Annotated in this window: 21 protein-coding genes and 1 tRNA gene; 14 read left to right on the top strand and 8 right to left on the bottom strand. The window is 50.4% G+C overall.

Features of this window, described 5'->3' with window-relative positions:
• Nucleotides 1–56 precede the first annotated feature (56 nt).
• On the bottom strand, nucleotides 57–212 hold the full coding sequence (locus FH871_RS19325; RefSeq protein WP_111626371.1) for a DUF4295 domain-containing protein: 156 nt from the start codon (nucleotides 210–212) through the stop codon (nucleotides 57–59).
• A 33-nt stretch (nucleotides 213–245) separates the two neighbouring features.
• Complete coding sequence (rpmG, locus tag FH871_RS19330) at nucleotides 246–428, bottom strand: 50S ribosomal protein L33 (RefSeq protein ID WP_038121932.1); 183 nt, start codon at nucleotides 426–428, stop codon at nucleotides 246–248.
• Nucleotides 429–671: 243 nt separating this feature from the next.
• Here rpmG and FH871_RS19335 point away from each other — a divergent pair, with 243 nt between their 5' ends.
• The gene (locus tag FH871_RS19335; protein WP_138993041.1) at nucleotides 672–1,907 is read left to right on the top strand and encodes an NADH-quinone oxidoreductase subunit D; all 1,236 of its coding nucleotides are present in this window, start codon (nucleotides 672–674) and stop codon (nucleotides 1,905–1,907) included.
• Here the strand turns inward: FH871_RS19335 and hpt are convergent.
• The gene (gene hpt, locus FH871_RS19340; protein ID WP_138993042.1) at nucleotides 1,904–2,431 is read right to left on the bottom strand and encodes a hypoxanthine phosphoribosyltransferase; all 528 of its coding nucleotides are present in this window, start codon (nucleotides 2,429–2,431) and stop codon (nucleotides 1,904–1,906) included. The genes FH871_RS19335 and hpt overlap by 4 nt on opposite strands.
• 123 nt (nucleotides 2,432–2,554) lie before the next feature.
• Here hpt and FH871_RS19345 point away from each other — a divergent pair, with 123 nt between their 5' ends.
• Nucleotides 2,555–3,772, top strand: a complete 1,218-nt coding sequence (locus FH871_RS19345) for a lipopolysaccharide assembly protein LapB (protein ID WP_138993043.1) — start codon at nucleotides 2,555–2,557, stop codon at nucleotides 3,770–3,772.
• Between the two features lie 109 nt (nucleotides 3,773–3,881).
• On the opposite strand, the gene FH871_RS19350 is transcribed toward FH871_RS19345, so the two are convergent.
• The gene (locus FH871_RS19350) at nucleotides 3,882–4,352 is read right to left on the bottom strand and encodes an Lrp/AsnC family transcriptional regulator (RefSeq protein WP_114406450.1); all 471 of its coding nucleotides are present in this window, start codon (nucleotides 4,350–4,352) and stop codon (nucleotides 3,882–3,884) included.
• A 189-nt stretch (nucleotides 4,353–4,541) separates the two neighbouring features.
• Complete coding sequence (locus FH871_RS19355; protein WP_138993044.1) at nucleotides 4,542–4,748, bottom strand: hypothetical protein; 207 nt, start codon at nucleotides 4,746–4,748, stop codon at nucleotides 4,542–4,544.
• A gap of 23 nt (nucleotides 4,749–4,771) precedes the next feature.
• Between FH871_RS19355 and FH871_RS19360 the strand changes: the two genes are divergently transcribed.
• Nucleotides 4,772–6,313, top strand: a complete 1,542-nt coding sequence (locus FH871_RS19360) for a glycoside hydrolase family 10 protein (RefSeq protein ID WP_138993045.1) — start codon at nucleotides 4,772–4,774, stop codon at nucleotides 6,311–6,313.
• Nucleotides 6,314–6,485: 172 nt separating this feature from the next.
• Here the strand turns inward: FH871_RS19360 and FH871_RS19365 are convergent, their stop codons facing one another.
• From FH871_RS19365 to FH871_RS19375, 3 genes are all read right to left on the bottom strand, one after another.
• Nucleotides 6,486–7,328: a sugar phosphate isomerase/epimerase gene (locus FH871_RS19365; RefSeq protein ID WP_138993046.1), complete on the bottom strand. Its 843-nt coding sequence runs from the start codon at nucleotides 7,326–7,328 to the stop codon at nucleotides 6,486–6,488.
• Between the two features lie 161 nt (nucleotides 7,329–7,489).
• Complete coding sequence (locus FH871_RS19370; protein ID WP_138993047.1) at nucleotides 7,490–8,731, bottom strand: 4-hydroxy-3-methylbut-2-enyl diphosphate reductase; 1,242 nt, start codon at nucleotides 8,729–8,731, stop codon at nucleotides 7,490–7,492.
• Between the two features lie 75 nt (nucleotides 8,732–8,806).
• Entirely contained in the window at nucleotides 8,807–10,333 is a 1,527-nt protein-coding gene (locus tag FH871_RS19375) for a GH3 auxin-responsive promoter family protein (RefSeq protein WP_138993048.1), read from the bottom strand.
• Between the two features lie 203 nt (nucleotides 10,334–10,536).
• Here FH871_RS19375 and FH871_RS19380 point away from each other — a divergent pair, with 203 nt between their 5' ends.
• The 11 genes from FH871_RS19380 (at nucleotide 10,537) to FH871_RS19430 (ending at nucleotide 24,622) form a co-directional block, all read left to right on the top strand.
• Nucleotides 10,537–12,972, top strand: coding sequence for a penicillin acylase family protein (locus FH871_RS19380; RefSeq protein WP_138993049.1), 2,436 nt, complete (start codon nucleotides 10,537–10,539; stop codon nucleotides 12,970–12,972).
• Nucleotides 12,973–12,976: 4 nt separating this feature from the next.
• Complete coding sequence (locus FH871_RS19385; protein WP_138993050.1) at nucleotides 12,977–13,327, top strand: hypothetical protein; 351 nt, start codon at nucleotides 12,977–12,979, stop codon at nucleotides 13,325–13,327.
• 86 nt (nucleotides 13,328–13,413) lie between these two features.
• Nucleotides 13,414–14,010 carry an OmpH family outer membrane protein gene (locus tag FH871_RS19390; protein ID WP_138993051.1) on the top strand — a complete coding sequence of 199 codons (597 nt, stop codon included), beginning with the start codon at nucleotides 13,414–13,416 and terminating at the stop codon, nucleotides 14,008–14,010.
• Between the two features lie 562 nt (nucleotides 14,011–14,572).
• Nucleotides 14,573–15,034, top strand: a complete 462-nt coding sequence (smpB, locus tag FH871_RS19395; RefSeq protein WP_138993052.1) for an SsrA-binding protein SmpB — start codon at nucleotides 14,573–14,575, stop codon at nucleotides 15,032–15,034.
• Between the two features lie 130 nt (nucleotides 15,035–15,164).
• On the top strand, nucleotides 15,165–15,677 hold the full coding sequence (locus FH871_RS19400; protein WP_138993053.1) for an HNH endonuclease: 513 nt from the start codon (nucleotides 15,165–15,167) through the stop codon (nucleotides 15,675–15,677).
• Between the two features lie 185 nt (nucleotides 15,678–15,862).
• On the top strand, nucleotides 15,863–17,650 hold the full coding sequence (gene rpsA / locus FH871_RS19405; RefSeq protein ID WP_114406514.1) for a 30S ribosomal protein S1: 1,788 nt from the start codon (nucleotides 15,863–15,865) through the stop codon (nucleotides 17,648–17,650).
• A 155-nt stretch (nucleotides 17,651–17,805) separates the two neighbouring features.
• Nucleotides 17,806–17,876: transfer RNA gene (locus FH871_RS19410), tRNA-Cys, on the top strand.
• A gap of 364 nt (nucleotides 17,877–18,240) precedes the next feature.
• Nucleotides 18,241–19,404 carry a c-type cytochrome gene (locus tag FH871_RS19415; protein WP_306439245.1) on the top strand — a complete coding sequence of 388 codons (1,164 nt, stop codon included), beginning with the start codon at nucleotides 18,241–18,243 and terminating at the stop codon, nucleotides 19,402–19,404.
• Nucleotides 19,405–19,450: 46 nt separating this feature from the next.
• Nucleotides 19,451–22,555, top strand: coding sequence for a TAT-variant-translocated molybdopterin oxidoreductase (locus FH871_RS19420; RefSeq protein WP_138993055.1), 3,105 nt, complete (start codon nucleotides 19,451–19,453; stop codon nucleotides 22,553–22,555).
• A 59-nt stretch (nucleotides 22,556–22,614) separates the two neighbouring features.
• Nucleotides 22,615–24,042 (top strand): NrfD/PsrC family molybdoenzyme membrane anchor subunit, encoded by a 1,428-nt coding sequence (gene nrfD / locus FH871_RS19425; protein WP_114406437.1) that lies wholly within the window; start codon nucleotides 22,615–22,617, stop codon nucleotides 24,040–24,042.
• A gap of 46 nt (nucleotides 24,043–24,088) precedes the next feature.
• Nucleotides 24,089–24,622 carry a DUF3341 domain-containing protein gene (locus FH871_RS19430; RefSeq protein ID WP_138993056.1) on the top strand — a complete coding sequence of 178 codons (534 nt, stop codon included), beginning with the start codon at nucleotides 24,089–24,091 and terminating at the stop codon, nucleotides 24,620–24,622.
• The last annotated feature ends 2 nt before the right edge of the window (nucleotides 24,623–24,624 follow it).

Below are 24,624 nucleotides of genomic sequence, written 5' to 3' on the forward strand. Positions count from 1 at the left end.
TACAAACAAAAAAGTCCCACAAAGGGGACTTTCGATGTACCATAAAACCGGAAAAACTAGCCTTTCAATGCGGCTTGCACTTCTTCCAGTGGGACCATTTCTTCTCTAAAGGTGTAGGCACCGGTTTTCGGCGACTTCACGGCTTTGATAATCTTCGCGAAGTTCTTACCGCCACCTTCCTTCTTCAGGGTTGCAACAACTTTCTTTGCCATCTTGGATCGTCGGGAACAGTCCCGCGGTTACAATTATTTAATTTCTTTGTGTACGGTTACGCGTTTCAAGTTCGGATTGTACTTTTTCAGTTCGATCCGGCTTGGCGTATTCTTACGGTTTTTGGTGGTGATGTAGCGCGAAGTACCCGGTACATTCGTATCCTTCTGCTCCGTACACTCCAAAATCACCTGAATTCTATTGCCTTTCTTAGCCATTGCTGTAAATATTTTCTCAAACAGGAACGCAAAGGTAAGATAAAGTCTTAAAAACCACAATGGTTGGTTGTGAAAAAAGCACTTAAAACTTGGTTTGTGGTTTACGGTTTTCAGTTTACAGTGGCTGACGCATGCTTTTCAACGATTTTTTACAGCGCGTCAGCCACTGGGAATTGAAGACCGTCAACCGAAAATCCTGCCGGGTTTGACTTTTGACCGTCTCCTGCCGACCTTTGACATACGATGACCACACAAACCATCCAATACCACTACCAGCCCGGCGTGTTTCAGGCTTCCGAGCCCAATAAATATACGCTCGATGAACTCGGCTCCGGCGAGATGATTCTGAACATGGGGCCGCAGCACCCCTCGACGCACGGTGTTCTGCGGTTGGAAATCGTCACCGATGGCGAGATCATTGTCGATGTGGTGCCGCATTTGGGTTATCTGCACCGCTGTTTTGAGAAACACGCCGAAGCCTTGCCGTATAACCAGATCCTGCCGTTTGTTGACCGGCTGGATTACATGGCCGCCATGAACAGCGAACACGTCTTTTGCATGGGCGTGGAGCGGATGCTGGGCATCGATAAGGAACTGTTAACGACGCCCAACGGCCGCCGGATCGAATACATCCGGGTGCTGGTTTCGGAATTAAACCGGCTGGCGTCGCACTTCGTGGCCATCGGAACCTACGCGCTGGATATTGGTGCCTACACGCCGTTTCTGTGGATGATGCGCGACCGCGAGCACCTCCAGCGGCTGTTGGAATGGGTCAGCGGGGCACGGATGCTCTACAATTACATCTGGATTGGCGGTTTATACTACGATTTACCGGTTGGTTTTGAAGAACGGTGTCAGGAGTTTCTGACCTATCTGAAACCGAAACTGGTGGAGTTGCAGCAACTGGTGATCGAAAACAAGATTTTCGTGAAACGGACGGCCCATGTGGGCGTGTTGCCGTTGCCGGTGGCGATCAATTATGGCTGTTCGGGACCGGTTTTGCGGGCGTCGGGTTTACGCTACGATCTGCGCCGGGTCGATGCCTATTCCGTGTATCCCGAACTGGAATTCGATATTCCGATTGGCGAAGGAACCGTTGGAACGCTGGGCGATTGCTGGGATCGGAATTACGTGCGGGTGCTGGAATGCTGGGAGTCGGTGAAAATTGCCGAGCAATGCCTGGCGCGCTTGACGGGCGATCTGAAACGCACCCGGGATTTTGATCCGCAGGCAATGGCACCCAAGAAAATCCGGCCGAAAGCGCAGGAATTCTACATTCGGGGCGAAATTCCGAAGGGCGAGCTGGGTTTCTACTTCCGGGCCGACGGCCGGGCCGATATGCCCTTCCGGTGTCGCGCGCGGTCGTGTTCGTACCACAACCTGTCGGTCATCAGCGAAATTTCCAAAGGCGCGATGATGGCCGATTTAGTCGCGATCATCGGCTCAATCGATGTGGTAATGGGGGAAGTAGACCGTTAGGCAAGCATAAAGATTTCCTGCGTATTGCGGCCAAAACCGTCGTAATCCAGCCCGTAGCCGACGACAAACTGGTTTTGAATCTCGAAACCAACGTATTTAATGGCGACGTCAATCTGCAGGGATTCCGGTTTGAACAGCATCGTGGCAATTTCCAGGGATGCGGGTTGCTGCTCCATCAATTGCTGGGATACTTGCTGAATGGTGAGGCCGGTATCGATAATGTCCTCAATCAGAATAAGATCCTGACCCGCCAGTGATTCGCTCAGGCCCAGAATATGTTTGACAACGCCCGTCGAAGCCGTCTGCTGGTAGGAACTGACCCGAATAAAGGTGACCCGACACGGAATGGTCAGGTGGGTCATCAGTTCAGCCGCGAAGATAAAAGCGCCGTTCAGCACCACCACCAGCATGGGTTCCTTGTCCCGGTAGTCCTGATTAATCTGTTCGGCCAACTGAACAATGCGGTTTTTCAGCGTGTTTTGATCAATAAACGGAACGAAACTTTTGTCTTTGATAGTCAGCATAGCATACCCGTTGGCGCGAGACTCAAAGGTAAGGCATCGGGAGGGTTCGTAAAAACTTTTGGTGGCGTAAACTGGAAATTCAAAAACTTCGTTGATAGAAGACAATACCCGTGTCCTTAAAAAATGAAAAAAAACCTTCTTGTTCTGATCGGCTTGTTTCTGACCTTAACGGCTCGCGCTCAGGTCTATTCTCTTGCTGAATTCGACAAAAAATACGATATGCTGATGAAGCGTCCCGACGTTCAGATCGAGTCGGCAGAGGCTATCAATAACTTGTATAATTACAAATTTTACGAAGCCGACAAAGAGTTTCGCTGGCTGAAAATGCGGTATCCCGATCACCCGATGCCGTACTTTCTGATGGCCCTCGCCGAGTGGTGGAAAATTGTTCCGAATACCGAAAATACCGACTTCGATGACAAGTGTCTGGCCTACCTGGATACGACGATTACGAAAGCCGAAAAGCTGTATGACGATAAAGAAAACAAAGTAGAACCCGCGTTTTTTCTGGCGGCTGGCTACGGTTTCAAAGGGCGGTTGTATTCGGAGCGCAAGAAATGGGCAAAGGCCACCTGGGCCGGAAAAAATGCGTTGAAATATTTTGATAAATGCAAAGGCAATGGTGATCTAACGCCAGAACTGCTGTTTGGCGACGGTTTATTCAATTATTACGCCCAGTGGATTCCGAAAAACTACCCGGCTTTGAAACCGATTCTGATGTTTTTCCCGAAAGGCAACAAGGTGGAAGGCATTCGGCAGTTGGAAAAAACCGCTAACAACGCTTTTTATACCCGAACCGAGGCCCGGTATTTTCTGCTTCAGATTTATAGCATGGAAAACCAGTATGAAAAGGCGTATGATCTGGCCAAATACATGTGGCAGCAGTATCCCGACAATCCCTATTTTGAGCGGTATTATGCCCGGACGGCTTTTGTACGCGGATACAGCAACGAAGCGGCTGCCGCTTCCAACAGCATCCTGAGCAAAATCGAACGGGGGATGGACGGATACGAAGGCGTTGGCGGTCGAACAGCAGCGTATATTCTGGCGTATAATAACCAGCATTATACCCGCGATTTGGCCAAAGCCAAGCAGTATTACCTGAAAACCATCGAGTTTGCCAAGCAGACCAACTCCTACGATGCGGCCTATTACTGGGCGTCGGTATTGAGCCTGGGGAAAATTGCGGCTGCGGAAAAAAACTACGATCAGGCGCAAACCTATTACAAGGAAGTCATCGACAAAGCCGACCGCAAATCCAGCCAGCACAAAGAAGCCAAAGACGGTTTGCAGGAACTCAAGAAATTGCGGAGAGAAGAGCGGAGGAAAGGAAGGAAATAACAGGGTTGAATATCGAACACTAAATGTTGAATAACGAATATTGAAGTCTAAAAGCGTGCGGAGCTGCTTCGATATTCGTTATTCAACATTTAGTGTTCGATATTTTTTTTCAGGGGATCGGAAGCACTTTACTTTCTTTAAACGTCGACAGAATTACCATGGTTTGGGTGCTGGCGACTTCCTCGATTTCGTTGATTTTTTCCAGCATCAGAACCTGATACGAGGCAATGTCTTTGGCGATGACTTTCAACAGAAAATCGCCGGAACCCGTGATGTGGTGGCATTCGATAATTTCCGGAATTCCCTTCACGGCATTGACAAACGATTCGGTTACCTGCTTCTTGTGACCGACCAGCGAAACCTGCACAAACGTCGTAACGCCCAAGCCAACCCGGTCCCGGTTCAGTTGAGCGTGGTAGCTCTGAATGATGCCCGATGTTTCCAGTTTTTTGACGCGCTCAAGGGTGGGTGCGGGGGACAAACCGATTTCCTTCGACAGTTGAGCATTGGTGATTTTAGCGTTTGTCTGTAGAATTTCTAATACTTTCCGATCAATCTGATCGAGTTTGATTCCTGACATAATAGTGATGACCTTAAAACTTTATCCAACCAATATGAGATCACGCAAAATTAACCACAATCCTTTTATTTTTATAAAAAAATATGGATTATTTACTAAAATGTAAAATAATGATTGGTTTTGCGGCCCAATTTTAGCTACAAAATTACTGTATACAATAGTTATACCAAATACTGTTCAACATTAATATTAACCGTTCCTAAATTTTTTCCAAATAATATTTTGTGGATACAGGGGCGGTTTTCTAAAAAGGCTTCCCCAAAAAAAGCAATCGTCTTCATTAAATCCAAAAAGGAAGAGCCCCAATGCAAGGGACGGCAACAGCGGCAAGGCAATAAACTGATCGGTAACAAAGTTTGAAAGGGGAGAGGGTTCTTCCGTATCTTTGAGCATCATCTTTTCTGACCAATCTCGTGCGCATGCGCTTTCATTACCGGGCTTTCTTCGTCTTTTTCGTCTGCATTTTTTGGGAAACGTCTGACGCGATTGCCCAGCTTCCGCCAAAGCGGGAGTTTCGGGCGGTTTGGATTGCCACGGTAGACAATATCGACTGGCCAAGTGTGCGGGGGTTACCAGCCGAGAATCAGCAGGCCGAATTCATTGCCCTGCTCGACCAGCACCAACGGGCGGGCATCAACGCCGTGGTGGTGCAGATCCGGGCGGCAGCCGATGCTTTTTACGCCAAAAGCACCGAACCCTGGTCGTTCTGGCTGACGGGCCAGCAGGGTCGCGCCCCGGTGCCTTTCTACGATCCGCTGGAATTTATGATCCGGGAAACCCACGACCGTGGCATGGAATTTCACGCCTGGTTTAACCTCGACCGGGCCACATTCAGTAAAAATTCGAGCGTTACCCCCGATCACATCAGTTTCCGTCGGCCGGAATGGATGCTGCAATACGGTGGCAGGAAACTATTCAACCTGGGTTTGCCCGAAGTCCGCAATTATGTGACCGGTATTGTGACCAACATTGTCCGCAATTACGATGTCGACGGTATTCACTTTGACGATTATTTCTATCCGTACGGAATTGCCGGACAAGTTATCCATGACGAAGTGACCTATAAAACGTATTTCAACGGCATGAACCTGGCGAACTGGCGTCGGGAAAACATCAACCAATTGATTCACCAACTCCGGGATTCAATTCAGGCCCTGAAACCGTATGTGAAGTTTGGCGTTAGTCCGTTTGGGGTCTGGAAAAACAGCAGCCAGGACCCCGAAGGCTCGCTCACGACGGGCGGTTTAACATCCTACTTCGATCTGTATGCCGACACCCGCAAATGGATTCGGGAAGGCTGGATCGACTACATTGCGCCACAAGTGTATTTTAGTACAGATTTTCAGAAGGTTCCGTACCGGCTTTTGGTCGACTGGTGGATCAAGAACGGTTTTAACCGGCACCTCTACATTGGCCAGGGCGCCTTTCGGATCAACCGCTCTACCCCGCGTGACCGCGCCTGGAACGATCCGAACGAGATGACGACCCAACTGAACTACAACCGGCAGTTCAGCCAGATTCATGGCAGCATTTTCTTTAGCTCCAAATCCCTGACGGATAACCTGAATGGCGTTCGTGATACGTTGCTGACGAATTTCTACCGGTATCCGGCGCTGATCCCGCCGATGCCCTGGAAAGATCCCGAGCCGCCCCTTTCGCCCAAAGACCTGAAAGCCCGGCCTACGTCCGAGGGGGTCGAACTGCTCTGGCAGGAGCCCGGCCCGGCGCCAGACGGCGACAAGGCCCGGTATTATGTGGTGTATCGTTTTGACCGGAAAGACAAGGTGAATACGGAAGATCCGACTCACATTCTGGCGATTTGCGTGGGCGAGCGAACCACCCGGTTTATTGACCGAACCGCCGAAGCCGATGGACGGTATGTGTACCTGATTACGTCACTCGACCGGTTGCACAACGAAAGCGTGCCAAGTCAGGTCAATGTGCGGGTTCCGGAGGAATAAAAGAGAGAAACTTATCAATGTAAAATGACGAATGCTAAATGTAAAAGTAGTTAAGCTCCCTACACTTTTACATTTAGCATTCGTCATTTTACATTGATAAGTTGATAGCTTAACGCGAACTGTGAGATTTATTGGTTGCGTTAAGTTGTTTATTATCAGTGATTAAGCTTGGTTAAACCGTCTTCAAAAACGCCAACCCCTTTACGGCAATGTCTTCGCCGGAGGCTTCGATGTCGCGCCAGATGGCTGCGGCTTTGGCAATGGCTTTCACCTCGGGTGTAAACGATTCGATGACCAGTTGGCCTTTAAAATCAATGTCTTTCAGAGCCTGACCAATGGAGGGCCAATCGATGTGATCATTGCCCGGAATACCCCGGTCGCAACCGCAACTGTGCAGCAATTCCAGCCGTGAACCGGCTTTGCGAATGGCTTCAGCCTGAAATTTCTCCTCGATGTTCATGTGGAACGTGTCCAGGTGCAACCGAACGGCGTCGTTACCAACCAAATCCGCCAGGTGAATGGCCTGATCGGCGGTGTTGATAAAGTCGGTTTCGAAGCGATTGAGTGGTTCGAGGGCAATTTTCAACCCTTTGCCCGCAGCGTAAGCCGCCAGTTCTTTCAAATGCCCGACAACGGTTTTCTCCTGTTCCTTATACACGTCTTTTGGCGTGGCTTCAGCGCGTCCAACACTTGAATACAACGGCCCGACCAGCATTTCGGCGCCAATGATTTCCATGAAATCCAGCAGCGCTTTCAGATACGTCATCGCCGTTTGCTGCTGCTCGTCGTCCCCGCGAAAGTCCCGGTCCGGACCCATGGCCGCACAAACCGTTTTGCAACCTAACCCGGCATCAGCCAACGCCTGTTTTACCAACTGAGGATCGACGTTCCAGGGTTCTTCCAAACCGATTTCGACGGTATCGAAGCCCCATTCCGCAAATTTTGAAAACCACTTCACGCTTTCGTTCGTGAAAGGCGATGTAAATAAAAACGTGTTGATGCCAATGGTGTACATAAGGGTTGATTGGTTATGATCTGGTCTTGTTTCTGCGGGTTTGCCTCAGTGAGCCCTGTAAAACGGGTGTATTCGGTAATCACCTTTTAGGCAATGCAAAGGAAGGTTGGTGTGCTTTTTACTGTCATTTCAGGACATTTATGGCGATTTCGTGCCGGATTTCAGGAAGCAAACTGCCGTTCGACTTCCGCCATGACGGCGTCAATCGGGCGGGCATCGGCAAAAAAGGAGACGATCTTGAGAAGAATACCTTCCACCACGGCGTCGGGGCATGACGCTCCGCAGGTCAGTAGAACCGTGACCGGTTTTTGATCCGGGAGAAAGTTTTCGGTAATTATTTCCTGTTTCGAATGCAGGTTAAAATGCCGGATCAACTCCCGCGACAGAATTTTCTGTTCGGTTTCAATGAAATACGTCGGCAGTTTTTCTTCGCACAACTCCACGATGTGCAACGTATTGGAACTGTTGTAGCCACCTGCAACAATCGTAAAATCGGCGGGATGCGTCAGCAGGGCGTAGGTCGAATCTTGGTTGTCGTTGGTCGCGTAACAAAGCGTATCGCGGGTATTGGCAAAGCGACTGTCTACTTCGTCCGGCTGCAGACGGTAGTGACGGATCATGACGGTTTTCAGGAAATCGGCAATCTGCTGTGTATCCGACGCCAGCATGGTGGTTTGATTGACAACACCGATGCGCTGCAAATCCCGTTCGGGATCGAAACCGGGCGAAAACTGACCGTCAAATTCGGCATAAAACGCTTCTTTGGTCGACTCTCCGGTGAGGTACGTCGCCAGCCGTTGCGCCTGCGCCATGTCTTTCACCACCACGGTCGGCGCCGATTCCTTGCTGTGCGAAAACGTAGCGCGGGTTTCTTCATGCGACGGTTTGCCGTGAACCACCACGGTATAGTCTTTCTGCCCGATTTGCGTGGCTTTGTTCCACACTTTTTCGACAAAGGGGCAGGTTGTATCGTATTGCTCGACATTCAGGCCGATGCCGGTCAGTTGCTGCTGAATTTCGATGGTCGTGCCAAACGCCGGAATCACCACGACATCGTCCTTCCGCAATTCCTCCCACGGAATGATCTGTTTCCCCGAGGTTTCCATGATAAACTGCACCCCGCGTTCCTGCAAATCCCGGTTCACATCCGGATTGTGAATCATTTCACTGAGCAGAAAAATGCGTTTTCCGGTATTTTCAGCGATGGCTTTGTAGGCAATTTCAATGGCGTTTTCCACACCGTAGCAAAACCCAAAATGCCGGGCAATGAGGAAGCGAACCGGACCAAAATCAAGAACCGTGGGCGTAAAATCGCGCTTGAGTTTATCGCGTTTCCGCCGAAGTTCTTTCAGCGGGCTGATGATGGTACTGCGGTAATACTCCGGGATGTTGAAGGATTTCATTCGGGCAAAATTAGACAGACTTCATTGGAAGAACAACGGCCGGAATCGCTTCGTTCAGCTAAAAAGACGGGCTTGTCAGGAGAGCGTTGTCAAACGGCCCAGAATATCGTCCAGATACTCCCGGCTATTGCTCAGGCGCGGCACTTTATGCTGACCACCCAGCTTGCCCCGGGTTTTCATCCATTCGTAGAAGGTCCCCCGCGGAACGGCATGAACGATGGGCGGATGTAATACCATGTCGTTATACCGCTTGGCGTCGTAGTCGGAGTTGACCTGCCGGAGCGTCTGGTCGAGTACCTTGCGGAACGTATCGAAATTAGCAGGTTCGCTCGAAAACTCGATGATCCATTCGTGTCGGCCGTTGGTACCGCTGCCCATGTAAACCGGCCCGGCGGTATAATCACTCACGGTAGCACCGGTTACTGCGCAGGCTTGGGTAATGGCGTTTTCGGCGTTTTCAATGATTACTTCTTCCCCGAAGGCATTGATAAAATGCTTGGTCCGGCCACTGACTTTTAGCCGGAAGGGGTATTTTGAGGTAAACCGCACGGTATCGCCGACGCGGTATCGCCAGAGTCCACCGTTGGTGGTAATTACCAGCGCATAATTCTTGTTCAGTTCAACTTCCTCGATGGTCAGGGCTTTTGGAAAAGGCTTGTCGGCATCTTCTATCGGCACAAACTCGTAGAAAATACCGTAGTCCAGCATGATCAGCATTTCGCCGATCCGCTTCAGATCGTCCTGAATCGCAAAAAAACCTTCCGAAGCATTGTAGATTTCAAGGTAGCGGGTGTCGTTGGAAGGAAAAACTTCGTTGGAAAACAACTCCCGATAGGGCTGGAAAGCCACGGCACCGTGGATAAAAACTTCAAAATTGGGCCATACTTCCAGAATATTCTGCTTGCCGGTTATGGCCAGTACTTTTTCCAGCAAAACCAGCGCCCAGGTCGGAACGCCCAGAATACTCGTCACGTTTTCGCGGGCGGCAATTTCGGCCATCCGGTCAATTTTTTCTTCCCACTTGTCCATCAGCGCCACTTCGATGGGCGGGGTGCGGATGTACTGCGCCCAGGGCGGCAGGTTTTTCATGACCACCGCCGACACATCGCCCGCGTAGCCGTGCTGACCATACGGATTTTCGTGTAGACTACCACCAATCGACAGCCCTTTCCCCTCGAAGGCTTTGCTTTCCGGATTGTTGGCAACGTAGAGCGCCATCATGTCTTTTCCACCCCGAAAATGGCTTTCGTCCAGCGACTCCTGCGAAACCGGAATGAATTTGCTGCGGGCGTTGGTCGTGCCCGACGATTTGGAAAACCAGTGAATGCGGGAGGGCCACAGCAGTTTCTGCTCACCCTTCATCGTCCGCTCAATATACGGAAACAGGTCTTCGTAGGAGGAAACCGGCACCCGTTCCTGGTACTCGCGGACGGTGCGGATGGAATCGTAGTGGTGTTGACGGCCCCATTGCGTATGACGGCCTTTGCTGATGAGCTGCTGAAAAACCGCCTGCTGAACCTCGCCTGGGTGCGCCATCATAGCCTTGATGCGCGGCACTCGCCGGAGCAGCAGCCATTTCAATGTCGTATTCAGCAGGGTCATACGTGGAGTGGTAATTCTGATTCAAACTTACTAAAAATGTTGCATTTAGAAGAACTTTGCTTCATAACCTGATTCGGTGGACATTGTTCGTTAGATTTCGTAAACTGCCACCGTTGAAAAAACCGGGAGTTCAGGCTCTTTTATTGGTATAAAAGCAAGAATAAATTTTCTTTGTGACCGATCCGGCACATGCCGTTCCCTGTATGAAAGTTTTCAAAGCCCTGTTGAGTCTATTTATTTCCATCGGTGTAACAGTTGCACTCAATCAACCCTGGGGCAGTGTTCCGGCCCTGGGCCGTTTGCTGAGTCCATTTGAGGGATTCTGGCAGAATGCCGAAACCGTTGGTCAGTCTTCGGAACAAACAATATCCGTCAAAGGTGCGAAAGAAGAGGTGACCATTTTGTTTGACGATCTGCATGTTCCGCACATTTTTGCCAAAAATGACTACGACGCTTATTTTGCCCAGGGTTATGCAACGGCCCGCGACCGCTTGTGGCAGATGGAATTTCAAACCCACGCGGCTGCCGGACGGATTTCGGAGCTAATCGGTGATCGTGCGGTCGAACTCGACCGCTACAACCGGCGGCTGGGCATGGCCTACGGGGCTGAAAAATCGCTGGAAGGCATGTCGAATGACCCGGTTTCCAAATCGGTGCTGGATGCTTACACAACGGGCATCAATGCGTACATCAACCAATTGAAACCGGCTGATTACCCCATTGAATACAAGTTGCTGGGCTACGCTCCCGAACCGTGGACGCCCATCAAAGTAGCGTTTCTCCTCAAGCAGATGACCCAGACACTGGCCGCGGGTGCCGACGATCTGATGATGACCAACATCCGGCAGCAACTCGGTCCGGCCCTGACGGCCAATTTGTTTCCGGATTATCCTTTTAAAGAAGATCCCATCATACCGGTCGGCACACGCTGGGACTTTGAACCGGTCAAATTGCCCAATCCGCCCCCGAATACTGAAACCGATAGCAGCGTCGCGCTGAACTGGCAGTCGCATGATCCGGGGATTGGCAGCAACAACTGGGCCGTCGGTCCGGAGAAAACCGCCACGGGCTACCCGATTCTGGCGAATGACCCGCACCTGACGCTGAGTTTGCCTTCCATCTGGTATCAGGTTCAGCTCGTAACGCCCACGATGAACGTCTACGGCGTGTCATTGCCCGGCGCGCCCGGCGTCATCATCGGTTTTAACAAGGACGTGGCCTGGGGCGTTACCAACGTCGGGGCCGATGTGCTGGATTTTTACAGGATTCGTTTTCGGGATAACCAGCGGCAGGAATACTGGCACGACGGAAAGTGGAAACCGGTTCGTCGGCGGGTTGAAACCATTCGGGTAAAAGGAAAACCGGCGGTTATCGACACCGTATTATATACCCACCACGGCCCGGTGGTTTATTTGCCGGAAGACAAACCGTTTCGAAACAACATTCCTACGGGCTATGCCGCTCGCTGGATTGCCCACGAGGTCGACAATGGCGTCAAGACGTTCTATTTGCTAAACCGGGCCAAAACCTACGACGATTATGTAACGGCCTTGTCGTATTACGTAGCTCCGGCACAGAATTTCGTCTTTGCCAATGCGGCCAAAGACATCGCGATTTCGCCTAATGGGCGGTTTCCGTTAAAATGGCGCGATCAGGGCAAGTTTTTGCTCGACGGAACCAGGGCCGCGAACGACTGGCAGGGCTGGATTCCGGCGGCTCAGAATCCCCGCGTGAAAAACCCGCCGAGGGGATTTGTCAGTTCGGCCAACCAATCGTCGACCGATCCAACCTATCCCTATTACATCAACTGGGAGTTTGAAACGACCGACCGGGGCATGCGGATCAACCAACGGCTGACAGCAATGCAAAACGTGACGGTGGACAGCCTGCGTCATCTACAAAATGATGTGTATAACCATCAGGCTTCCAAATTTCTGCCGGTTCTCCTGCCGTATATTCAGGAAAAAGATCTTTCCGATCCGCAAAAGCAGGCGTTGAAAACCGTCCGCCAGTGGAACTACCAGCAGGATACGGCATCGGTTGCCGGCACCATTTTCATGGATTGGATCAGCCGTCTGGAAGCCGGGATCTGGGCCGACGATTTTCCGGATAACGCCAATCGGCCCTTGCGGTATCCGAATACCGACCGCACACTGCAACTCGTCACCGAAGAACCCACTTCCCGCTGGTTTGACAACGTGCAGACGCCAAACCGCCAAGAAACGATTCAGGAAGTTGTTACCAGCAGCTTTCGGGCCACGGTAGATTCGCTGGTGAAACAGCACGGGCCGTTGGGGAAAACCTGGGCCTGGGCGGGTCATAAAGGGACTTCTGTCCGGCACCTGATTCCGGGTCTGGATGCCTTCAGCGCGTTGAATGTGCAGATTGGCGGAGGACGCGGCATCGTCAACGCGGCCGGGCGCCGGGCCGGGCCGTCGTGGCGAATGATTGTCCAAACGGGCCCCAACGTCCGGGCCTACGGTGTTTTTCCGGGTGGACAATCCGGCAATCCCGGTAGCCCCTACTACCTGAACATGCTCGAAACCTGGCGGAAAGGAGACTTGTATGAACTGCTTTATTTAAAATCGATAACCGAAAAAAGTCCACGCATTCAATCGACGCTTCAACTGACCCGTTAAAACCATGCTGCCCTTTTTGTTAATCGCGTTGTTAAGTGCCGTCGCGCAGTTGTTTTTGCCGTGGTGGAGTATTGCCCTGGTGACGTTTGGGGTTTGTTTCTGGCGTAGCAAAACCGGCTGGCGGGCCTTTGGTGCCGGTTTTTTAGGAATTGCGGTGGTCTGGTTCGTCTATGCACTCCTGATCCATCTGCAAACGGACGGTATTCTGACGGGTCGAATGGCGGAGCTTTTTTTAAAAACGAAGACGCCGGTTTTTCTGCTCCTCATCACGCCCCTGCTGGGCGGTTTGACAGGCGGCCTGGCGGGTTTGGCGGGCCGTCAGGTCCGTGCGGTTTTTAGGGCCAAACCGGAATGAATGCTCCGCAGAGCTGCATCAGATTGCTACATAACGAGTAAATCGTACCTTTGTAAAATCATTAATCCATTAATTAACTGTTTCTTGTGAAAAACGCATCCCTTGTTTTGAACGCCGTACTGGCGGTTGCTGTAGCAGTTTTATACTACCTGCACTTCTCTGACAAAAACACTACAGAACCGGTTTCTGCCAGTACAACGAAATCGGCGCCGGTCCGCAAGACGGTTTATGTCAACGTCGACTCCCTGCTGACCAATTATGAATATTTTAAAGACACCCGGAAAGTGCTGGAAAGCAAACGGTTTCAGCTTGACAATGAATTGAACAACAAGGGACGTTCACTGCAAAATGAAGTGGCTTTCTTTCAGCAACGGGCCCAAACGATGACGATGGAACAGGGCCGGGCAACAGAAGCCGCTTTGCAAAAGAAACAACAGGATTTGGTGGCCTATCGTGACCGGGTGGTTCAGCAACTGGCGGAAGAAGAGCAAAAAAAGAACGAAGAACTGTACAATCAGATTCATGATTATCTGAAGAAAGTCAATAAACAAAATCAGTATGACTTTGTGATGGGCTATTCCAGAGGGGGCGGCATTCTCTTCGCAGACACCACGCTGGATGCTACCAAATCGATCATTGGCGGCTTAAACAAAGAGTATCAGCAAAAGCAGACCAAAAAATAACGACTTGTCGTCTACATAAAAAAGCTCCACTACCGAATCGGTAGTGGAGCTTTTTTATGTTCTTTTTTCAACAAAATAAAGATTCATGCCGGGTTTTTAGAGAGTTGAATGCACTACGGCATAAAATTTGTTAAACGTACGGTGATGTTGTATGTATCGACAAATCATTGTGGTCCATCCAATGTAATAATCTTTCTAAATAACGGCAATTAGCTTGGAAAGACAGGTTTTAATTTTTAGCGATTGGTACACGCTCAGGGTGTGTATAAATGAAGATATCCTGGAGAATGCCGGTGTGTACAGAAGGGTCTTGAGGCTGTGATTCGGCTGTACGCCGTATCTTTTTGGATGCGGTTAAAACACCGGCTTCGCCAGGAAAATGTTTATAATGCAGGAATCATTGGATACCCCGGAGATTACTTCGGGGTATTTTTTGTTTACAAATCGGTACTTTTGATTTAGCATTTAAAAGTCGGTTTGCCAACCTGTTTTCCAGCACGCGAATGTTCCGGTAAGCAGAAATGGGGTGTCATCCGATGATCACATTGACCACACTATAAGTATGTCTGATAAAACACTGGCCAAACACATCGAAATCCGAAATCGCCGGGCTTCCTTCGAATATTTTTTTCTGGAGACTTTTACCGCCGGTATTATGCTTACAGGCACCGAAATTAAATCGGTTCGGCAGGGAAAAGTAAATCTGGGAGATGCCTATTGTTTGTTTTCCAAAGAAGAGTTGTATGTCCGGCAAATGCACATTTCGCAGTATACGGAAGGAACCTACAATAACCACGAGCCGCTGCGCGACCGGAAACTGCTGTTGCAGAAGCGGGAATTGAAACGACTGGTCAATAAATTGACCGATCAGGGGTTGACAATCATTCCAACCAAGCTTTTTATCAATGACCGGGGGTTTGCCAAACTGGAGATTGCACTGGCCAAAGGGAAAAAATTATACGATAAACGCGACTCGATCAAGGAACGGGATGTTTCGCGGGAGATGAGCCGGGAGCAGTTTTGATGCTTAGTTGCCTGACGGTCAAGCTCGTCGGCTGTAGTTAAAAAAATACGTACGATTCCGGGAATAACCTGTCATTTATAATGAAATATCATTAACTTGCTTGAAAAAGTAGGAGTCAGATACATTGTTTATGGGTAGGAAAGTCCTGGTACTTAATCAAGACTATAGCGCATTAGGCATCTGTTCTGTACCGAAAGCGTTCTTGTTGGTCTACCTGAACAAAGCGGAACTGGTTGCCAAATCTCAGGGTTTCGTCCTGCGAACGGTGGACGTTGAGTACCCGTCTCCCACCGTCATCCGCCTGCACCGCTACATACACCTTCCTTACAAGGGGGTTATGCTCAATCGTCAGAATATTTTTAAACGCGACGGAAACCGGTGCCAGTACTGCGGCAAACTCGAAGACCTGACCCTCGACCACGTTCTGCCCAAATCGAGGGGCGGCAAAACCAACTGGGACAACCTCATCACGGCCTGTAAACGCTGCAACTCCCAGAAAGGCGATCTTACGCCCGAGGAAGCCGGCATGAAATTGTACCAGAAACCCTTCAAACCGTCTTTCCTCGTCTTTTTGCGCGACTTTTCCGGCTCGCTCGAAGAAACGTGGGTGCCTTTCCTGGCCAAACGCGAAAAAATGTACTGAGCAATCCGCTCTTCAACGGCCCCGTTGACGGGAAATGACATTTTTTTGTCTTCCCTGGATGTTTTTCCAGAAAACTTCACTATTTTTGCACCTCCTTTTTTGGGGCAGTGTCTCCATGTTATCAACTAAAAGTCAGCCAGGAAGGCCCGGGGGCTGATGTATCGATGGGCCACAACCAAACTTTTATGAGCAAAACGCAAACACTGCCTGATTTTGATTGGGATAAGGCAGACAACCGGGGTTTCGGTAGCGGTTATTCAGACGAAGAACGTAATCGTCTGTCTGAGCTGTACGATAACACCCTGGCGCAAGTAAACGAGAAAGAGGTAGTGATCGGAACCGTTGTCGGTATTACTGACCGGGAAGTGATTCTTAACATTGGTTTTAAATCGGATGGTCTGGTTCCGGCTTCGGAATTCCGTGACTTGCCCGATATGAAAATTGGTGATGAAGTAGAAGTTTACGTAGAAAATCAGGAAGACCCCAACGGTCAACTGGTGTTGTCGCGCAAGAAAGCCAAAGTCATTACGGCCTGGCAGAAAATTCAGCGTGCTCTGGACGAAGACCTGGTCATCGAAGGATTCGTGAAGCGCCGGACCAAAGGCGGTCTGATTGTCGATATTTATAGCATTGAAGCTTTCTTGCCAGGATCGCAGATCGACGTGAAGCCGATTCGTGATTTCGACGTGTTCGTCGGCAAGAAAATGGAAGTGAAAGTGGTGAAAATCAATTACGCGAACGATAACGTAGTTGTTTCACACAAAGTACTGATCGAAAAAGATCTTGAAGCACAACGTCAGCAAATCCTGAACAACCTGCAAAAAGGTCAGGTACTGGAAGGGGTGATCAAGAACATGACCAACTTCGGGGTATTCATCGACCTCGGTGGGGTCGATGGTCTGCTGCATATCACGGATATTTCGTGGGGCCGCATCAGCCATCCATCCGAACTGTTGCACCTCGATCAGAAAGTCAATGTCGTTGTACTGGATTTCGACGAAGACAAAAAGCGGATTTCGCTGGGTATGAAGCAACTCCAGGCGCATCCCTGGGATTCGCTGCAGGAAGGCATGCAGATTGGCTCGAAGGTGAAAGGCCGGATTGTCAACGTGGCCGACTACGGCGCGTTCCTCGAAATCATGCCGGGTGTTGAAGGTCTGATCCACGTTTCTGAAATGTCGTGGTCGCAGCATCTTCGCAATCCGCAGGACTTCCTGAAAGTGGGTGACGAAGTGGAAGCCGTTGTACTGACGCTGGATCGCAACGATCGCAAGATGTCCCTCGGTATCAAGCAACTGACGGCTGACCCCTGGTCACGTCCGGAACTGGTGGAGAAATACGCCATCGGTACCAAGCACAAAGGGGTTGTTCGGAACCTGACCAACTTCGGTTTGTTCCTGGAACTGGAAGAAGGCATCGACGGTCTGGTACACGTATCGGATCTGTCTTGGACGAAAAAAATCAAGCATCCGTCTGACTTCATCAAAGTTGGCGAAGAGCTGGAAGTAATCGTTCTGGAACTGGATGTTGACAACCGTCGTCTGGCTTTGGGTCACAAACAACTGGAAGAAAATCCGTGGGATACGTTTGAGAGCGTTTTCACTCCGGGTTCAGTTCACCGGTGTACGATCCTGTCGAAAAACGATAAAGTTGCCACCCTGGAATTGCCATACGGTATCGAAGGTTTCTCGGCCCTGAAAAATTTGCAGAAAGAAGACGGTTCGTGGGCTGATGTCGGCGAAACGGTTGACTTCAAAGTGATTGAATTTTCGAAGGACGAAAAACGCATCATGCTGTCACACTCAAAAACGTGGCAGGAAAAAGGCGACGATCGCAAACCGGAGAAAAGACAGGCCGTTGCCAAAGCACCGACCACCAGCAGCAAAGAACCGGAGCGGGCTACGCTTGGTGACCTTGATGCACTGGCTGCGTTGAAAGAGCAAATGGAAGGTCGTTCTTCGAAAGGAGAATAAGTTCTGAAATATTTGAAGTGCCGCGCTGTCTGGAATGAATATTGTAGTAAGTTTGCGGCACGATAGCAGTCGAGGAGTTTGGGAATTTAAGAATTCAGGAGGGCTTTCAGGAGAACTCCCCACCCCTTAAATTCCTGAACTCCGAAACCAAAAAGGGTCCTGTGGCCGAGTGGCTAGGCAGAGGTCTGCAAAACCTTTTACAGCGGTTCGAATCCGCTCGGGACCTCTCCCTTTGTATCAGTTCGATACAAGTACTATTTTAATACGAATTGCCATCCGAGGAGGTTCAAAGCCTGCTGGATGGCATTTTTTTTAGAATTAATTTAGGTATGGGAGGGTGGTTCAAAGTGATTAAATCGTACAAAAAAGCCAGTTACTTAGACAAAGTATAAATAAAATCCCGTGGTAAAATATCAAACCGCAGATGTTTGATTAAAACCGTTCCTGTGCTACTTTTGTGCGTTAATGGAAAATAATTAGTAGGTATGCATACTGATTTTATCGGTTTCTCATTGATTAAAATGTACTCACGAAGTGTAATAAGTACTTTAGTAATTGTACTGATAGCACTGTTCAGCAGCTATCAGTCAGTGGCTCAGGAAGCCGCGGCTGCAGGTGGTGATGCGGCAAAAGGAAAGGAATTATTCTCGACTTTATGCCAGCAATGCCACGCCGTAACGGACGAAAAAGTGATCGGTCCCGGGTTGAAAGGGATCAAAAGCCGCCGGGATGAAGCGTGGCTGATCAAGTGGATCAAGAATCCACAAGCTGTCATTTCCAGTGGTGATGCCTATGCCACGGCACTGTACGCCAAGTATCAGCCGCTGGTGATGCAGAGCTTCCCGGATTTGTCTGACGACGACATCAGGAACATCCTGGCGCATGTAGAAGCGGCTGGTGCTCCAGCACCGGTTGCTACAGCCGCACCGGGTGGAACCGCACAGGCTGCCGCACCGGCCAGTGAAAGCCCATCCGGGTTGTTTACGGCCGTACTGGTTGCGCTGCTTGTCGTTATGTTGCTGGTTCTGGGCGTTTTACTGGTTCTGGTATCGGTTCTGTCAAAAGCCGTTGCGCCAACCCCCGGGACTGAAGGCACCCAATCGACGCCATTCTTTCAACGACTGAAAAGCAACCTGTCGGCTGTCGCCAGCAACAGCACCCTGCGCTCCATTGTTCTTTGGCTGTTTGTATTTGTAGTAACCAAGCAAACCTTCGACGGTCTTTACAGCGTCGGCGTTTCGCAGGGGTACGCTCCCAAACAACCCATCGCGTTTTCGCACAAACTGCACGCCGGTCAATACCAGATCAATTGTAACTACTGTCACACCAGTGTTTACAAGGGGAAGCTGGCCACCATTCCATCGGCTAATATCTGTATGAACTGCCACGGTGAAATCAAACGCGAATCACCGGAAATCCAGAAAATCTACAAGGCCATCGAAGAAGATCGTCCTGTGGAATGGGTGCGTGTTCACAACCTCCCGGATTTGGCCTATTTCAATCACGCCCAGCATACGAATGTAGGTCAGGTGCAATGCCAGACTTGCCACGGCGAGATCGAAAAAATGGAAGTGGTCGAGCAGCGGTCTTCCCTGACGATGGGCTGGTGTATCGATTGCCACCGGAAAACCGAAGTTGCTACGAAGGATAATGCCTACTACGATAAATTAGTTGCCCTCCACAAAAAGGGAAGCAAAGAACCGTTGCGAGTGGCTAATATTGGTGGCCTCGAGTGTTCAAAATGCCATTATTAATCACATCGAATCCCATTAAACAGTTGAACTGAATCAATAGGACTGTATGGAAAGTACAAATAAACGGTATTGGAGGGGACTGGAAGAGCTACGAAACGACGAATCTTTTGTAAAAAACGCGTATAAGGAGTTTCCAGAAGCCAATAGTGATAAATCATCTACCGAATCAGGAAGTATTGTCGACGGTATTGGTAGTGACCGTCGGGATTTCTTAAAAGTATTGGGATTCGGCATGGCCGCCGTGACACTGGCGGCCTGCGATACGCCGGTTCACCGTGCTATACCGTATATCAACAAACCGGAAAGCACCTTTCCGGGCATTGCCGATTATTATGCATCGACCTACAGTGAAGGGGGCGACTATATTCCGGTTTTGGTGAAGACCCGCGAAGGTCGGCCCATCAAAATTGAAGGAAATACGTCATCGACCATCACCAAAGGGGGGACGTCGGCACGGGTTCAGGCTTCCGTTTTGTCGCTGTATGACAACGACAAACTGAAAGGCCCAAAACGCGGAGACGCCGATAGCGACTGGGCAACGATTGATAAGGAAATTCTGGGTCAGTTGCAACGGGGGGGAGCCATCCGCATCGTTTCGTCAACCTTACTGAGTCCGTCGACCAAATCGGTTATTGCGGCTTTCATCGCCAAATACCCAACGGCTACGCACATTCAGTATGATGCCAATTCCGTCTCTGGATTGGTGCAGGCCAACCAGACGTCGTTTGGTCAGGCGGTGATTCCTTCCTACGATTTTAGCAAAGCCAAAACGATCGTCAGCGTTGGTGCCGACTTTCTGGGTAGCTGGATCGCGCCATTAGAATACACGGATCAATATATTTCAACCCGTAAAGTCGGTGCAAATGCTGGTAACAAAAAGGAAATGTCACGGCATTACCAGTTTGAAACCGGTTTGTCGATGACGGGTTCCAACGCCGATTACCGGAGTCCCATTAAACCTTCGCAGGAAGGTCTGGTTGTGGCCGCGCTCTACAATAAAGTAGCGGCTAAATTGGGTGGCGCGCCGGTTAGCACGGCCGCTGTGGATGTTCCTTATCTGGACAAAGCCGCTGCCGATCTGGCATCTGCCCGGGGTGCCGCTCTGGTCGTTTCCGGTTCAAATGATCCCAATGTTCAGGTGCTGGTCAATGCATTGAACAACCTGTTGGGTAGCTACGGGGTTACGATCGATCTGAGTCGGCCGGTCAATTACCGGCAGGGTAACGATGCGGCCATGAATGCCTTCATCACCGATGCCAAGGCGGGACGGATTCAGGGAGCAATTTTCTACGCAGCCAACCCGGTCTACGATCACCCACGCGGTGCTGAATTGAAAGAAGCCCTGCCAAAAATCGGCTTGTCGGTATCGTTTGCCGACCGTTCCGACGAAACCGCTTCCCTCTGTAAATACACCTGCCCGGCGTCACATTACCTCGAATCGTGGGATGATGCGTCACCCAAAGCCGGTTTCTATAGCCTGACCCAGCCGACGATCAATACGATCTTTAAAACCCGTCAGCCGCAGGTTTCGCTGCTGACCTGGGCCGGTTTGAGTCCGAATTACGAAAACTTTATCAAAAACTACTGGCGGACATCCATTTATCCGCAAGCCGGTAGCGGATTGCCATTCGACCAGTTCTGGATTCAGTCGCTGCACAATGGTGTTCTGGAAGTGAATGCCGCGGTAGCGGGCGCAGCCGGCGCTTTCAAACCCGAAAGCGTTGCAGCCGCCGTCGCCGGGGTTGCTCAAAAATACAAGCCAAACGCAACAGGATTCGAATTGTCACTTTACGAAAAAGTGAGCATTGGAACTGGTGCCATGGCGAACAATCCCTGGTTACAGGAACTACCCGATCCGGTTTCAAAAGCCTGTTGGGACAATTACGCCTGTCTGTCGCAGAAAACCGCTACCGAACTCGGTGTCGAGCAGTTCGACCTGGTTTCGGTTGAAGTAACGGGCAAACCCGCCGTTGAGTTGCCGGTTCTGGTTCAGCCCGGACAGGCTGACGGTACGGTTTCGATTGCAATTGGATACGGACGCGAGAAAGCCGGTAAATCGGCTGATGGCATTGGCAAGAATGTTTACCCACTGGCATCCGTTTCGGCAAATTCGTTGCTGTTTTCCGCCATGGACGTAAAAATTACCAAAGCCAGCGGAAGCCGTACGATCGCACAGACCCAAACCCACGATACCGTGATGGGTCGCCGGGCGGTTATTCAGGAAACGATCTTAGCGGCTTACAAAAAAGATCCGAAAGCCGGTCGGTATTTCCCGAAAGTGGTCACCTCAGAAGGTCCCGTCTCTCCTACAGACATTTCGCTCTGGAAAGGTTACGAAAAAACGAACCACTCCTGGGGCATGATCATCGACCTCAACTCCTGCACCGGTTGTGCCGCGTGCGTCGTGAGTTGCCAGGCCGAAAATAACATCCCGGTTGTGGGGCGGCAGGAAGTCATCAACCGCCGTGAAATGCACTGGATTCGGATCGACCGGTATTACAGCAGCGATGCCGAAGCCGAAGACCGGAAAGGTCTGGAAATTGCTTCCAACAATCCGGAAGTCGTCTTCCAGCCCATGCTGTGTCAGCATTGCTCCAATGCGCCCTGTGAAACGGTATGTCCGGTACTGGCAACAACGCACAGCGCGGAAGGTCTGAACCAGATGACCTACAACCGTTGCGTGGGAACCCGGTATTGCGCCAACAACTGCCCCTATAAAGTTCGCCGGTTTAACTGGTTCAAATATTTCGACAACGACAATTTCGACTACCACTACAACAACGATCTCGGAAAGATGGTCATCAATCCGGATGTAACGGTTCGTTCGCGGGGAGTTATCGAGAAGTGTTCATTCTGCGTGCAACGCATTCAGGAGGGGAAACTGACGGCTAAAAAAGAGCGCAGAAGACCCAAACCGGATGAGATCCAGGTGGCCTGTGCGCAAGCCTGCCCAACCGGTGGCATTATCTTTGGCGATATGAATGATCCGGAAAGCACGATTTCGAAACTGTTGAAAGAGGAGAATGAAGCCCGGGCTTTTCAGGTTCTGGAAGAAATCAACGTGAGACCGCAGATTTCCTACCTGACCAAAATCCGGAACAAGGATGAAGAAGCCAAACCCGTTGCAGCCGCAGCCGGGCACGCTGAATAACGTCACCCCTGATTGTGTATTTCCAGTTTGATAACTAGTAGCATTCAAAATTAACTACCATGCACGTTACATCACCCGTGAGAACCCCACTGGTAACCGGGGGCAAGACATATGCCGACGTGACGGAAGACATCTGCAAGCAGGTTGAAGGGAAACCGACCCGCGAGTGGACAATCGCTTTTGTCATTTCGTTTGTCGTATTGATTTACGGCACCTGTTGCGTATTCTGGACCTGGTGGGAAGGTCTGGGCGTCTGGGGCTTGAACAAAACCGTAGGCTGGGCCTGGGACATCACCAACTTCGTGTGGTGGGTCGGTATCGGTCACGCCGGTACGCTGATCTCCGCCATTCTGTTGTTGTTCCGGATGAAATACCGGACGTCGATCAACCGGGCGGCTGAAGCCATGACCATCTTCGCCGTTCTTTGTGCGGCCAGCTTTATTCTGATGCACATGGGCCGCCCCTGGCTGGCCTACTGGGCGTTGCCGCTGCCGAACGCTTTCGGTTCGTTGTGGGTAAACTTCAACTCACCGCTGGTTTGGGACGTTTTCGCCATCAGTACGTATTTCACCGTATCGCTGGTTTTCTGGTACATGGGCCTGGTGCCGGATTTAGCGACCATCCGCGACCGGGCAACGAGCAAGGTATCCCGCTATATCTACGGTGCTTTTTCACTTGGCTGGAACGGCGGAGCAAAAACCTGGGCTCGCTACGAATACATCAGCTTGATTCTGGCCGGTATCTCGACGCCACTTGTACTCTCGGTTCACACCATTGTAAGTATGGACTTTGCTACCTCGGTGATCCCGGGCTGGCACACGACCATCTTCCCGCCCTACTTCGTTGCGGGTGCCATCTTCTCCGGTTTTGCCATGGTGCAGAACCTGATGCTGATCACGCGGGTCGTTTTCAAACTGGAAGATTACATTACCTTCGAGCACATCGAGTCGATGAATAAAATCATCACGCTCACAGGTTCGATTGTAGGGGTGGCCTACATCACGGAGTTCTTTATTGCCTGGTATTCAGGTGTTGAATACGAACGGTATGCGTTCCTGAACCGGATGTTAGGTCCATACTGGTGGGCTTACTGGGCCATGATGACCTGTAACGTTATTTCTCCGCAGTTGTTCTGGTCACGGAAAATCCGCCGGAGCGTGACGTGGACGTTTGTGTTGTCGGTCATCGTAAACATCGGGATGTGGTTCGAACGGTTTGTAATTATCGTAACGTCACTGCACCGCGATTACCTGCCATCAAGCTGGGCGATGTTCTCACCCACCATGTTCGACATTGGTGATTATATTTTCTCCTTCGGATTGTTCTTCACCCTATTCCTGCTGTTTGCCAAATTCCTGCCGGTAATCAACATGTTCGAAGTGAAGGCCATCATCCGGTCGGCATCTGAAAAGCTGCCGAAGTCGGTATCGGGCGTTGCCAAAGGCGAAAGCGTGACAAGCCCGACCTTCAATAAAAACGTCGAGTAACTGGGAGTCCATTAACTGAAGAACTGGTTCAAATTTTATTATAGCAATGTCTCATCATAACGATAGCGCGAAATTTCTGGTAGGCGTTTACGACGACGATGAAGTCGTTCTGAAAGCCGTTACCGAAGTCAAAAGCGCGGGTGTCCGGATTCACGAAGTCTATACTCCTTTTCCTATTCACGGGCTTGATGTCGCATTAGGTCACCCCCGTACCCGCATCGGGATTGCGGCATTCCTGTTTGGTCTGACGGGCTTTCTGACGATGGTGTCGTTGACGTATTATACAATGGGCTACGACTGGCCCATGATTATCGGTGGTAAAGATAACTACGCCTATCCGGCATACATACCGGTGATGTTTGAGTTGACCGTTTTGTTCACGGCGCTTGGCATGGTAGGCACGTTTCTGGTATCCAACGGTTTAGGTCCCACAGTGAAACCACTGATGTTTGATCTGCGCAGTACGGATAACAAGTTTGTGATGGCAATCGATCTCAGCAAAAACAAGCAATCGGAAGTAGAGATTGCCTCGGTTTTGCGGGCATCGGGTGCGGCAGAAGTAAATGTAAAACAATTTTAATC

Origin of the sequence: Larkinella sp. C7 (assembly GCF_006149005.1) — a bacterium.
GTDB lineage: Bacteria > Bacteroidota > Bacteroidia > Cytophagales > Spirosomataceae > Larkinella.